The following is a 12,236-nucleotide window of genomic DNA, read 5'->3' on the forward strand; positions in this document are numbered from 1 at the left end:
GGGGTGAATAATTGGGGTTTAACTTACTATTCACTCAAATCATATTCATACTCAATTTGGCTGATATCACCAGCTGCGAAGGCTTCACGCGCTTGAACAAGCGCTTTTGGACGAAGGAAGGAACCAACATGATCTACTCGGAAAGGTGCGTGTGTATGTGTCATCTTTTTCTCCAATTCTATTTCTAAGGTAAAATTGCTAAAGCACGAACAGGCGAACCAGTCGCTTGATTCCAGTTAGGGAAACTGATACTAATCAGGGCACTTGTAGCAGGCACTTGATTTAGGTTGGCTAATACTTCTACCTGATAAATATCCTGCTCCAAGAGATAGTATTCATTGAGAAGCCCATGCTCAGCAGCAGGAATGCCTGCATCAGTGTCAAAAGTCTCATGACCGACGGCCTTGACCTGACGTTCATGAATCAAAAATTCTAAGGCTTCTCGGCTCCATCCAGGACTCTGTTGCACCCCATTTTCATCAAGATTACGCATAGCATCTTGATCAGGCCAACGTTTGGACCAGTCTGTCCGAAAAGCTACAAAAGACTCTGGCAGGATTTGTCCATGTTCCGCTTCAAAGTCCAAGATATCTTGCTTCGTCAAAATATAGTTTGGATTTTCAGCTACTGCTGCCGACTTATCGATAACAAAAAGAGGCAAAAGCAAGTCCTTGAGGTCAATCTCCTCCAACCAACGACCACCTTCAACAAAGTGAATCGGAGCATCAATGTGGGTACCGTACTGACCAACCACAGAAAACTGTTGCACATGGAATCCATCCTTCAAAGTGAATAAATCCTTCTTTTCCAAGGCTGGAAGAGCTGGGAAATGCGGGCTATTTTCATCAATACGATGGCTTAGATTGACCCATTTCTTTGATTTTAACGTTTCATAAAGCGATAATAAATCAGACATGACAGAACCTCCTTGATAGAAACATAGTTTCAAACTATATCAGTTGTAATAGATGCTTCTATTATACCAGCAAAGGATTCCCTAAACAAGCATTTATCGATTATATCGCATTACTCTTTTCTTGAGGTATATATAGTTTTAAACTATACCTTTCGACTGCCACACTATTTGTTACCTATGTTTAAAAATAAAGTTGACAATCTGTCAAAATCCATTATAATAATTACCATAAAAACAAAAAGAGGTTGACAATCTTGAAAAAATCATACACCTTAGTTCTTCCAGCTATCGGGGCTGCCTTGATTGCTGTGCTGGCTCAGATTACCCTTCCCCTTGGTCCTGTTCCCTTCACATTGCAAAATTTAGCGATTGGGCTAATTGCTACTATCTTTCGTCCTCGTGAAGCTCTTCTATCTGTAGGCCTCTACCTCCTTTTGGGTGGAATCGGTCTTCCTGTCTTTGCTGGGGGAAGTGCTGGTTTTCATGTCCTGGTCGGACCAAGTGCAGGCTACCTCTGGTTTGATTTGCTTTATGCCGGAGTGACCGCCTATCTGACCCATCCCAAAACCAGTCCCCCTAAAATTTTTCTGGCCAATCTACTAGGAGATAGTCTTGTTTTTGTCGGTGGCATCCTGGGACTACATCTCTCATCGGGTATGCCTCTAGCACAAGCTACTACAGTCGGTGTCCTACCATTTATACTCCCTGACCTTGGAAAACTAGTAGCCATCACCCTACTTAGCCAACCTATTTTTAGAAGTTTGAAAGGACAAGGCTATTTTCAACAATAATAAAAAGAGGCTGGAACAAAATTCCGACCCCAAATATAAAAAAACGAACAAAACTATTTTTCTGGTAATCAGAATTTTGTTTTGTTCGCTTTTTTATTCAATTATAGATTTGAATAGCTTAATAGTTAAGGTTTTAAAAATTGAAATCTTTTTATACACGATTGTTTAAAAAGTTATCGCTACATCATTTTCAGTAACATGATAACTAAGCTCCTTAACATTGATATCAGCCATTGCCCTCATCCAGGAAATTGCGGATGAAGTTTGGGGCTAATACTCTTCGAAAATCTCTTTAAACTTTGTCAGCGTCGCCTTGCCATACGCCAGTACTGCCTTCGGCTATCTTCCTTGTTTGCTTTTTGATTTTCATTAAGTATTACGTACCATCTCTCTAACATACCTAGTGAAAAGAGAAGCAGATAGAAATGGTGAACTGACTGAAAATAAATTGAGTTCATAGATTCCCCAGATCTCGGTAGAAAACAGATAGTCATGAAGGACTTTCCCCTCCTCTGCCGTTAACTCTACCCTTTCGTCCATGCTCTTCATATAAGACTTGATAAGAATGGCATTTAGAATATGTTTCTGTTTGTTTTGAGAATGGGCATGCTCTTGATACTCCCTGCGATACAAGTCCTCAAGCGGAGCTATATTCTTTGGATCCAAGACATCTATGATTTCTTTTCTCAACTCAGAATCTGTATCATACTGAAAACCTCTCGCCAGAAAGAGGATTTCCTCCACACTGGCAGATATGTTTTCTAGGGCAAATAAAAACTTTTCCACCGAAAGCTCACTCTGACCTGTTTCAAAGCGGGACAACATAGACGGCGAAAATTGTCCCCCGGTTGCTTGTCTCAGTGAGATATTTCTTGACTCTCGTAATTGTCTAAAGACTTTTCCAATCTGCTCCATAGACTTCCCCTTGATTCCGTATTTTCTTCATTTTATCATATTTTTCAGAAAATTCATCAAAAGCTTGCCAAATTGTCAGAGTTATGAGAAAATAGGGGATATTTATCATGTGGAGGGACTGTAATGAGAGAGGATATCAAAATCAATGACCGTGCTTTGGCCTTGCAAGATCAAATTATCGAAAAACTAGAGAAGGTTTTTGATACAGATGTGGAATTGGATGTGTACAATCTAGGGCTGATCTATGAAATCAATCTGGACGAAACAGGTCTCTGCAAGATTGTCATGACCTTCACTGACACCGCCTGTGATTGTGCCGAAAGCCTGCCTATTGAAATCGTTGCAGGTCTGAAACAAATCGAAGGTATCGAAGATGTCAAGATTGAAGTTACCTGGTCGCCCGCTTGGAAAATCACACGAATCAGTCGCTACGGCCGTATTGCCCTTGGACTACCACCTCGTTAATCAGACCAATCACTTTTAAAGATGAAAAAAGCAAGCCGAAAATGGCTTGCTTTTTGATACTCAATGAAAATCAAAGGGCAAACTAGAAAACTAGCCGCAGGTTGCTCAAAACACTGTTTTGAAGTTGTGGATAAAACTGACGAAGTCAGCTCAAAACACTGTTTTGAGGTTGTGGATAGAACTGACGAAGTCAGCTTAAAACACTGTTTTGAGGTTGTGGATAGAACTGACGAAGTCAGTAACCATACCTACAGCAAGGCGACGTTGACGTGGTTTGAAGAGATTTTCGAAGAGTATGAGTTTATTTTTTACCTGACTTGTCCATATTCCAGAAGTCTGTCACGGCTCCGCGTGAAGCAGATGATACGATGTGGGCATATTTACCGAGGACACCACGGCTATAAAGTGGTGGCAAGGTTGTTTCTGCCTTGCGTTTTTCAAGTTCTTCTTCGGATACGGCCATGGAAATTTCTTTGGTATCTTGGTCAACCGTAACGATATCGCCTGTACGAAGGTAGGCAATCGGGCCACCATCCTGAGCTTCAGGAGCGATATGTCCAACAACCAGACCATAAGTCCCACCAGAGAAACGACCATCCGTCAAGAGGGCAACCTTGTCTCCCTGACCTTTACCAACAATCATGGATGAAAGTGAGAGCATCTCAGGCATACCAGGACCACCCTTAGGCCCAACGAAACGAACAACGACTACATCGCCATCAACGATTTCATCTGTCAGAACAGCCTGAATGGCATCTTCTTCTGAGTCAAAGACCTTAGCAGGCCCAACGTGACGACGCACTTTAACACCTGATACCTTGGCAACTGCACCGTCAGGAGCAAGGTTTCCGTTCAAGATGATAAGCGGACCGTCCGCACGTTTTGGATTTTCAAGTGGCATGATAACTTTTTGACCTGGTGTGAGGTCTGCAAAGTCAGCCAAGTTCTCAGCAACTGTCTTACCAGTACATGTGATGCGATCTCCATGAAGGAATCCATTTGCCAACAAGTACTTCATAACCGCAGGGACACCACCGACTTCGTAGAGGTCTTGGAAGACATACTGACCAGATGGTTTCAAGTCGGCCAAGTGAGGCACACGCTCTTGGATCGTATTGAAGTCCTCAAGTGACAAGTCAACATTTGCGGCATGGGCAATGGCAAGCAAGTGAAGAGTGGCATTTGTAGAACCACCGAGAGCCATCGTTACAGTGATAGCATCTTCAAAGGCTTCACGAGTCAAGATATCTGATGGTTTGAGACCAAGCTCCAACATCTTAACAACAGCACGTCCTGCTGCTTCGATATCTTCTTTCTTATCAGCTGATTCAGCTGGGTGAGATGAAGAACCTGGCAAACTCATACCCAAAACTTCGATAGCAGTCGCCATGGTATTAGCAGTATACATACCACCACAGCCACCAGGGCCAGGGCAGGCATTACATTCAAGACGTTTCACGTCCTCAGCTGTCATGTCACCGTGGTTCCATTTTCCGATACCTTCAAAGACAGAAACCAAGTCAATGTCTTTGCCATCAAGATTTCCCGGTGCAATCGTTCCACCATAGGCAAAGACTGCAGGGATATCCATATTGGCAATGGCAATCATAGATCCAGGCATGTTCTTGTCACAACCACCGATAGCGACGAAGGCATCCACGTTGTGACCACTCATAGCCGCCTCGATGGAGTCCGCGATGATGTCACGAGATGTTAGAGAGAAACGCATACCAGGCGTTCCCATAGCAATCCCGTCTGCTACGGTAATAGTTCCAAACTGTACAGGCCAAGCGCCTGCAGATTTGACACCTTCTTTAGCCAGTTTCCCGAAATCATGCAAGTGAATGTTACATGGTGTATTTTCCGCCCAAGTCGAAATCACTCCCACAATCGGTGTTTCAAAGTCCTTATCTGTCATACCAGTCGCACGAAGCATAGCACGGTTTGGTGATTTTACCATACTGTCATAAATGCTACTGCGGTGACGTTTATCTAATTCAGTCATTTGTTCCCTCCCATTTCAGTTTTTACTATTATAGCACATTTTAAAGGCAATGAACAGAAGAAAATTCTTGAATTTTCAGAAAATTCTATATACATATGAAATATTTAAAACTAAAAACAACAAAGCGGATTAGGGCACTTTCTGATGACCAGAATATGCTTTTTAATCCGCTTTCTTTAAATAACGTACTGTAATTGTTACAAAAATTCTTTCAGAACAGTGTATTTAACATCTATCTTGCATTATAAAACTCTAGAACTTTCTCTTTTATATTCGATTCACTCAAACCATATTCATTAAGAAGATAATCCACTTTCCCTACTTGACCGAATCTTTCTTGAACACCCATCCGATGAATTTTTGTTATTCCATCATCAGAGAATAATTCACATAAAGCACTGCCAATTCCACCTATCTGATTGTGGTTTTCTACAGTAAATATAGTTTTTCCACTTAACATTGTTTTTATCTGTTCTGGTATCGGTTTGATTCTAAATAAATCTATCACACCTACTGAATAACCTAATTTAGACAGTTCATCTGCAACTCGAATACTTGGAGCAACCATTATGCCAGAAGCAACTATTACAAGATTTTCCCCGTGTCTTAACTCAATGTAGCCTTTAGAAAAATCTTCTCCACCTTGATAGACAGCCTCTGGAGCTTTTCTAATTGTTCGAATATATTTTAGTCCTTTTAATTCTAATGTCTGGTTCAAGATTTCACGAAATTGGATATCATCAGTTGCTTCGAAAATGATCGATTTAGGAATTAAACGTAACAATCCAATTTCTTCAAATGGCATATGTGTCCCACCATTCATTTCCGCAGTTACTCCTGCATCTGATCCAATAACAGTGGCATCCAATTGTGCGTATCCAAGAGAAATAAATAATTGATCAAATACTCTTCGTGAAGCAAAAGGGCCAAATGTATGAAGATAAGGTCTAAACCCCTGAATAGACAAGCCTGCTGCAAGGCCGACCATTTCTGCTTCCATAATCCCAACATTCACATAACGGTCTCCAAAGTCCTTTTCAAGATTATGAGTAGCCATCGAACTTGACAAATCGGCTTCTAAGACTACTATATCAGAATAACTTTGATTAGCCTCTAAAAGGAAGTCTCTATATACATGCCGTAATTCTTTCGTACTTCTCATCATTCTGTTTCCTCCAATTCCTGACTTAATCTTTCTACAACTGAAGTTAACATTTGTTTCTCCTCTACAGTAGGGCGAAGATGATGATTGGATTTCATTTCTTCCAGCTCTTGAACCCCTTGACCTTTAATAGTATCTAATACAATGCACTTAGGGGATGAATTATTTGACTGTTTTAATTGGACAATCCCTTCATAAATTTCTCTAATATCTGAACCCTTGACCCTAATGGATTCAAATCCAAATGCTGAAAATTTTTCTACGAAATCACCTGGATTACAAATATCCTTTGTAAAACCATCTAATTGTTTTTTGTTATCGTCTACAAATACAATTAAGTTGGATAACTGTTGATGAGAAGCAAACTGTATAGCCTCCCAACATTGTCCCTCATTTAACTCACCATCTCCAACAATAGCATAGGTATAAAAGGGACTTTTTCTTATTCTCTGACCATATGCAAGTCCGGTTGCAACACTAATTCCCTGTCCTAAAGAGCCAGTTGTCATATCTATGCCCGGCGTTAGATTTCTATCAGGATGAGACGGTAATTTGGTTCCATTTGTATTTAAAGAATATAAGAATTCTTTGTCAAAGAAACCATTCAAATAGAGTGTACTGTATAGAGCTGGTCCTCCATGACCTTTTGATAATATGAAATAATCTCTATCTCGTGATGCAAATATTTCTGGAGTCATTGGCATTATTTCACCATAAAGCACTGCTAAAACTTCTACGATAGACAGGCTCCCTCCATAATGACCAAATCCAAGATGATTCAAGGTTTCAAGAGTATTTAATCGGATGTTAGTCGCAAATTTTCTTAACTCATCTTCTCTATTTTCACTTAAAATCATCCCTTATTCCTCCTTTACAGATGGCTTTTTAATAAAGGATACTCCAAACATAACTGCTAAAATAAGAACAAGACCAATGACAATGCCTGCTTGTGAGCCAAATTGATTTAACATTCCTAAAATAATTCCTGATAGACCAAAATCTGCATCTGAGAAAGTTGATCCTTGGAAACCAAGTCCTCCCAAAACTGGCATTAAAAAGACTGGAAGAAAACTAATTAAAATACCTTGTAAAAATGCTCCAATAGTAGCTCCACGAACACCACCAGATGCATTCCCAATAACACCTGCAGTCGCTCCACAGAAGAAATGAGGCACAACACCTGGTAAGATAACAACCGTTCCTGAAGCAATCATAATTGCCATACTTACTAAACCACCAATAAAACTAGAGATAAATCCAATTAGAACTGCATTGGGTGCATAAGTATAAACAATCGGACAATCCAAAGCAGGTTTTGAATTAGGTACAAGACGCTCTGAAATACCTTTAAAGGCTGGAACAATTTCACCCAAAATAAGGCGAACACCTGCTAAAATAACAAATACCCCTGCTGCAAATTGACCTGCTAATTGTAAAGCATAAACTAGACCACTTGTACCACTACTGATTTCTTTTTCTATATATTCTGACCCTGCAAAGATAGCTACAATAATGTAAATAACTGCCATGGACAAAGTAATACTAACAGTACTATCACGTAAAAAAGCTAAACTCTTTGGAAATTTAATGTCCTCTGTTGATTTTGATTTGTCACCGATAAGGCTACCAGTAAAACCACTCAACCAATATCCCAAAGAACTGAAATGACCTAAAGCCACCTTGTCATTTCCAGTTAATTGAACCATATATTTTTGCACAAATGCTGGGGAAATACTCATAATAATACCGAGTGCTAATCCTCCTAGTAAGATAAGAGGCAAGCTAGTAAAGCCAGCAACTGATAAAATGACCGCAATCATACACGCCATATATAGAGTGTGGTGCCCTGTTAAAAAGATATATTTGAATCGAGTAAAACGAGCAATTAAGATATTGAATACCATACCTGCAAACATAATCATTGCAGTAGCTGAGCCATATGTTGTTAAAGCTACAGCTACAATTGCTTCATTATTCGGCACAACGCCAGATAAATGAAAAGCATGCTCAAACATGGTACCAAATGGATTCAAAGAATTTTGTACAATTCCTGCACCACCAGATACAACTAAGAAACCAACAAAGGTCTTAATTCCACCTTTAATAATATCAGGTAATTTCTTCTTCTGAAGAACTAATCCTAAGATTGCAATTAAAGCTACTAAAATAGCTGGTGTACTAACAATATCCAATATGAACTTCATCATGACGCTAGCCTCCTATATAAGTCCTTTTTCTTCACAAAGTTTAGTAATTAATTCTCGTAGTTCATCCATATCAATAATACTATTTAAGATACGAACATCTCCAAGATGACTAGCTGAATCAGCTAGATCACGACCAACAATCCAAATATCCGCTGCATTTGGATCTGCTCCACCTAAATCATAGTGTTCAACTTCTACATCTGAAACATTCAAATCACTCAATACAGATTCAATATTCATCTGTACCATAAAACTTGAACCTAATCCTGAACCACAAGCTGTACCAATTTTTAACATTATCTAATCCTCCTGTTTAATTATCATTTTAATGTCATCATAGTTTTTTGATGAAATTAAAGCTTGAACATGATTTTTATCTCTTAAAATTGTTGTTAAATGTGACAAAGCCTTTAAATGACTCTCATTATCAATGGCTGCAATACAAATTAACAATCTTACCTCCTGTTCTGGATTATCCAATAAATAAATCGGTTCTTCCAAAACTAACATTGACATTCCTATTTCATTCACACCTTCATCTGGCCGAGCGTGAGGAATTGCTACTCCCTTCCCTAAATTAATAAAAGGTCCAAACTCTTCTACTTTTTGAATCATTGCCTCAGGGTAGTTCTCAGTTATCTTATCTTGATCCAAAAGCGGTTTAGCTGCTAAACGAATCGCCTCCTTCCATCCTAATTTTTGCGAACTCACCTGATAGGTTTCTTTGGTAATAAGTTGTTCTAGCACTGGTACAATTTCCTTTCTATCATTTTTTTGATAAAGATAATTCTTTAACGCAAATCTTAATTCCAATTCTTGTGTAATAATTCCATATCTTTTGACAATATTCAGGATTTGTTCAATCTCAAAATCCCCATACTCTAAATTCGGAAAATCTTTTAATACTAGTTCTACTAGTTGTATTGCTTGCTCTTCAGTCATCATAACCGAGACTAGATAATTTGGCTTTTCTGTCTCCACCTTTATGGTAGAAAAAACCATATCATAGTCACTACTAGCTTTCACCTGTAAATCATCAATCTTTGAGGTTCCTATAAACTCAATTTGAGGAAATAATGCTAATAGATTCTCTTTTAACATCAATGAAGAACTAACACCATTAGGACAAATGATTGCTGCTTTATACCATTTTTGAGGCAAAGTATCTGCTTTCTTTAAATATCCTCCAAAATGGATAACAAAATATGCTGTTTCACTATCAGATATGGGATTGTCAATAGCATCCATCAAGGGCATCAAAGAATCTTTGACTAACTCAAATAAATCAGGATAATGCTCTTTAACATGCAATACATATTCATTTGAACTAGGTAGGCCGAACTTTAATCTATAGTAAGCCGGTATAAGGTGGCGGCGAAGATTTTCTCTCAATCCTTCCCTTTGTTTAAAATGTAACAAAGAAATATCTTCCATTCTACTTATAATAGCCTCTGTTAATTGATTAAAGTAAACCGGAGCAACATCTACTTCACCTTCAAAGCAACTTGATAATAAAACTGTGATATAGCGATAATCATCCTCAGAAAACACCGTATCTATAATTCCCAAATCAACCACTGTATCCAATAAAATAGTCGTTATATCTTGAATAACAGGAGATACTAATGTCTCTGAAAGACATACTCTTTCAACATCCCTTTGATACCTACACAGAATGAATACTAAACCGAAAAGGCAAACTTTTAATTGATTTACAATAGGTACTAGCTGTAGCTTCTCATAATAATCTTTAACTACCTGATTTATCAAATCATAAGTTAATGAATACCCCCAACTGGATAAAACATAATCCAAACCCCAAATCCCTATGGAGGATTCCAGCAACTCACTAACCATTTGAAAAGCTAAGCGGTGCTTATTCCACTCTGAACCGTGTAAAGTATAACCTTTTGCTCTACTGTACCCTAGCTCCAAATCATTATCTAACATAATCTTTCTTAATGATTGAATATCAGATAAGGTTGTATTCTTACTTACTTTCAAAAAGTCTTGGTAATGATTATTTGATATAAAATCTAATCGGCAAAAAGTGTAAAGATAGATTAAAGCTAAGCGAGTCGACTTTGGTAAAACCAATTCATCCGACTTAATAATATCTGTCAAAGATTGCTTCGTACGATTTGATAAACTATAGCGACCTTGCTTTTTATCCAGCACTATCCCTTTATTAGCTAGATAAGGCACTAAATAATCTATTCCTTCTTTGACTTCCTTTATAGGTAAGCTCACCTTAACAGATAACTCATATAACGATAGCTCACAATGATCCATCAAAGTCATCAAAATAACTAGTGCTCTATAATCAAACATTTCTCTTCCTTTCTAACTACAATTATAGTGTAAAAGTTATAAGAATAAAAGAGTATTTGAGCACAATATAATCTCACCTTTTAAAAGAAATTATTGGGCTGAAACTTTTTAGTAATTATTTTTCTACTTTTTTTCACGTTATAAATTAAAGCGATATCATTTAGATATCAATTAATAGGAATGGTTGAAATGGCACTAGAACGGCTCAATGAAGGGGAATTGGTAGAGCTTGACGAAGAACGAAAAGCTGCCATGGTTTCAAATCTCCTAGTCGTTCTCTGTGGCAATCATGATGCACAACCAATTGTCAACACAGGAAGTCTTTACTAAAGATGGCTGAAGCTAAAAAAAGCAGATCCCCCTTCGACTCTCAACAAAGTTATACGCTGCACTCGCATCATGGGCAGAAGACGACTTTCGTTCAGTCAATGGGCAAATCGAATATCTCCTCACAGAATGTGTCAAACAACGGAAGAAAGACGGAAAATACGTATCAGAAACCATTGACGAACCATTTGAGATTGATATTTAACATTTTCTCCTGTCTGCTAGGACTGACAGGAGAATTTTTTCATCTTTTTTTGTCAAGTAACTTTACTTTACAAAAAAAATGTGTTATCCTAGTATGGTTGATGAAAATCAGTAGATTGAATCGAATATAAATACCTAAAGGAGAAATCAAAATGGCAGTACCTGCACGTCGCACTTCAAAAGCGAAGAAAAACAAACGTCGTACACACTACAAAGTAACAGCTCCATCTGTAAACTTTGACGAAACTACTGGAGATTACTCACGTTCTCACCGTGTATCACTTAAAGGATACTACAAAGGACGTAAAATCGCTAAAGCTGCATCAGCTGAATAATAGAAGGGAGATACCATGCGCGTAAATATTACACTTGAACACAAAGAATCTGGTGAACGCTTGTACCTTACTTCTAAAAACAAACGTAACACTCCAGACCGTCTTCAATTGAAGAAATACTCACCAAAACTTCGCAAACACGTTGTGTTTACCGAAGTTAAGTAAGCATTCAATACGAATCAATACAGAAGAAAAACGCTGATTCAAGCGTTTTTTCTTTTTGTTAATTTCAGTACATTGCAATGAGAATCATTCGAATGACTACATTATTGATAATATTTGTTAAGCCATCAAAAGTAATTAACATTTCATAACGAGTAATCCTATTTAAACTCGTCTCACTATCTATTTTTTCTTATCTCTGTGTTATAATAAAATAGATTTTAAATCCATCTATTTTATTATTGAAAATTCTACATTTTTCAATTGAATTTTGATTACAAATATTCGCGCGATTTTCGCGTGATTTTCGCGTGAATATTTTAAAATATATCTTAGAAATACGATGAAATCAAAGATTTTAATTATCTATCAAATTTACTTTTTCGCGTGACAATCATTTAAAAAAATAAATTTAA

At 37.9% G+C, this 12,236-nt stretch carries 14 protein-coding genes and 1 pseudogene; 6 read left to right on the top strand and 9 right to left on the bottom strand.

Annotated features, from left to right (window positions below; genetic code table 11):
* Window positions 1-26 precede the first annotated feature (26 nt).
* Entirely contained in the window at window positions 27-164 is a 138-nt protein-coding gene (locus HT736_RS08105; protein ID WP_023933419.1) for a hypothetical protein, read from the bottom strand.
* Window positions 165-184: 20 nt separating this feature from the next.
* On the bottom strand, window positions 185-916 hold the full coding sequence (locus HT736_RS08110) for a cyclase family protein (RefSeq protein WP_001281647.1): 732 nt from the start codon (window positions 914-916) through the stop codon (window positions 185-187).
* A 254-nt stretch (window positions 917-1,170) separates the two neighbouring features.
* On the opposite strand from HT736_RS08110, the gene HT736_RS08115 reads away from it, so the two are divergent.
* Window positions 1,171-1,707 carry a biotin transporter BioY gene (locus tag HT736_RS08115; protein ID WP_172930925.1) on the top strand — a complete coding sequence of 179 codons (537 nt, stop codon included), beginning with the start codon at window positions 1,171-1,173 and terminating at the stop codon, window positions 1,705-1,707.
* A 378-nt stretch (window positions 1,708-2,085) separates the two neighbouring features.
* Here the strand turns inward: HT736_RS08115 and HT736_RS08120 are convergent.
* A pseudogene (locus HT736_RS08120) lies at window positions 2,086-2,622 on the bottom strand (Rgg/GadR/MutR family transcriptional regulator); the annotation flags it as partial.
* 123 nt (window positions 2,623-2,745) lie between these two features.
* Here HT736_RS08120 and HT736_RS08125 point away from each other — a divergent pair.
* Window positions 2,746-3,087: a metal-sulfur cluster assembly factor gene (locus HT736_RS08125; RefSeq protein WP_054392984.1), complete on the top strand. Its 342-nt coding sequence runs from the start codon at window positions 2,746-2,748 to the stop codon at window positions 3,085-3,087.
* A gap of 301 nt (window positions 3,088-3,388) precedes the next feature.
* On the opposite strand, the gene ilvD is transcribed toward HT736_RS08125, so the two are convergent.
* The 6 genes from ilvD to HT736_RS08155 all read right to left on the bottom strand — a co-directional run bounded on the left by ilvD (window position 3,389) and on the right by HT736_RS08155 (window position 10,792).
* Window positions 3,389-5,092 carry a dihydroxy-acid dehydratase gene (gene ilvD, locus HT736_RS08130; protein WP_000137354.1) on the bottom strand — a complete coding sequence of 568 codons (1,704 nt, stop codon included), beginning with the start codon at window positions 5,090-5,092 and terminating at the stop codon, window positions 3,389-3,391.
* A 232-nt stretch (window positions 5,093-5,324) separates the two neighbouring features.
* A complete protein-coding gene (locus tag HT736_RS08135; protein ID WP_050261596.1) occupies window positions 5,325-6,257 on the bottom strand; it encodes a transketolase family protein in 933 nt (310 codons plus the stop codon).
* Window positions 6,254-7,111, bottom strand: a complete 858-nt coding sequence (locus HT736_RS08140; protein WP_050261595.1) for a transketolase — start codon at window positions 7,109-7,111, stop codon at window positions 6,254-6,256. The genes HT736_RS08135 and HT736_RS08140 overlap by 4 nt, the downstream gene beginning before the upstream one ends.
* Window positions 7,112-7,114: 3 nt before the next feature.
* Window positions 7,115-8,461 carry a PTS ascorbate transporter subunit IIC gene (locus HT736_RS08145; RefSeq protein ID WP_000975294.1) on the bottom strand — a complete coding sequence of 449 codons (1,347 nt, stop codon included), beginning with the start codon at window positions 8,459-8,461 and terminating at the stop codon, window positions 7,115-7,117.
* 12 nt (window positions 8,462-8,473) lie between these two features.
* On the bottom strand, window positions 8,474-8,758 hold the full coding sequence (locus HT736_RS08150; RefSeq protein WP_000912476.1) for a PTS sugar transporter subunit IIB: 285 nt from the start codon (window positions 8,756-8,758) through the stop codon (window positions 8,474-8,476).
* Window positions 8,759-8,761: 3 nt separating this feature from the next.
* Window positions 8,762-10,792, bottom strand: a complete 2,031-nt coding sequence (locus HT736_RS08155; protein WP_172930926.1) for a BglG family transcription antiterminator — start codon at window positions 10,790-10,792, stop codon at window positions 8,762-8,764.
* 189 nt (window positions 10,793-10,981) lie between these two features.
* Here HT736_RS08155 and HT736_RS08160 point away from each other — a divergent pair, with 189 nt between their 5' ends.
* From HT736_RS08160 to rpmG, 4 genes are all read left to right on the top strand, one after another.
* Complete coding sequence (locus HT736_RS08160) at window positions 10,982-11,122, top strand: hypothetical protein (protein ID WP_173277652.1); 141 nt, start codon at window positions 10,982-10,984, stop codon at window positions 11,120-11,122.
* Window positions 11,123-11,147: 25 nt separating this feature from the next.
* On the top strand, window positions 11,148-11,324 hold the full coding sequence (locus tag HT736_RS08165) for a PTS ascorbate transporter subunit IIC (protein WP_033608448.1): 177 nt from the start codon (window positions 11,148-11,150) through the stop codon (window positions 11,322-11,324).
* Window positions 11,325-11,475: 151 nt separating this feature from the next.
* Complete coding sequence (gene rpmF, locus HT736_RS08170) at window positions 11,476-11,658, top strand: 50S ribosomal protein L32 (protein WP_000290417.1); 183 nt, start codon at window positions 11,476-11,478, stop codon at window positions 11,656-11,658.
* 15 nt (window positions 11,659-11,673) lie between these two features.
* Window positions 11,674-11,823: a 50S ribosomal protein L33 gene (gene rpmG, locus HT736_RS08175; protein ID WP_001265622.1), complete on the top strand. Its 150-nt coding sequence runs from the start codon at window positions 11,674-11,676 to the stop codon at window positions 11,821-11,823.
* Window positions 11,824-12,236 lie beyond the last annotated feature (413 nt).

This window comes from Streptococcus sp. 339, assembly GCF_013277285.1.
GTDB classification, from domain to species: domain Bacteria; phylum Bacillota; class Bacilli; order Lactobacillales; family Streptococcaceae; genus Streptococcus; species Streptococcus pseudopneumoniae.

What these genes read in the sequence shown, in the direction of transcription:
- HT736_RS08105 (WP_023933419.1), bottom strand. Translation starts at nt 164, where the DNA reads ATGACACATACACACGCACCTTTCCGAGTAGATCATGTTGGTTCCTTC.
- HT736_RS08125 (WP_054392984.1), top strand. Translation starts at nt 2,746, where the DNA reads ATGAGAGAGGATATCAAAATCAATGACCGTGCTTTGGCCTTGCAAGAT.
- rpmG (WP_001265622.1), top strand. Translation starts at nt 11,674, where the DNA reads ATGCGCGTAAATATTACACTTGAACACAAAGAATCTGGTGAACGCTTG.
- rpmF (WP_000290417.1), top strand. Translation starts at nt 11,476, where the DNA reads ATGGCAGTACCTGCACGTCGCACTTCAAAAGCGAAGAAAAACAAACGT.
- HT736_RS08140 (WP_050261595.1), bottom strand. Translation starts at nt 7,111, where the DNA reads ATGATTTTAAGTGAAAATAGAGAAGATGAGTTAAGAAAATTTGCGACT.
- ilvD (WP_000137354.1), bottom strand. Translation starts at nt 5,092, where the DNA reads ATGACTGAATTAGATAAACGTCACCGCAGTAGCATTTATGACAGTATG.
- HT736_RS08135 (WP_050261596.1), bottom strand. Translation starts at nt 6,257, where the DNA reads ATGATGAGAAGTACGAAAGAATTACGGCATGTATATAGAGACTTCCTT.
- HT736_RS08150 (WP_000912476.1), bottom strand. Translation starts at nt 8,758, where the DNA reads ATGTTAAAAATTGGTACAGCTTGTGGTTCAGGATTAGGTTCAAGTTTT.
- HT736_RS08160 (WP_173277652.1), top strand. Translation starts at nt 10,982, where the DNA reads ATGGCACTAGAACGGCTCAATGAAGGGGAATTGGTAGAGCTTGACGAA.
- HT736_RS08155 (WP_172930926.1), bottom strand. Translation starts at nt 10,792, where the DNA reads ATGTTTGATTATAGAGCACTAGTTATTTTGATGACTTTGATGGATCAT.
- HT736_RS08145 (WP_000975294.1), bottom strand. Translation starts at nt 8,461, where the DNA reads ATGATGAAGTTCATATTGGATATTGTTAGTACACCAGCTATTTTAGTA.
- HT736_RS08110 (WP_001281647.1), bottom strand. Translation starts at nt 916, where the DNA reads ATGTCTGATTTATTATCGCTTTATGAAACGTTAAAATCAAAGAAATGG.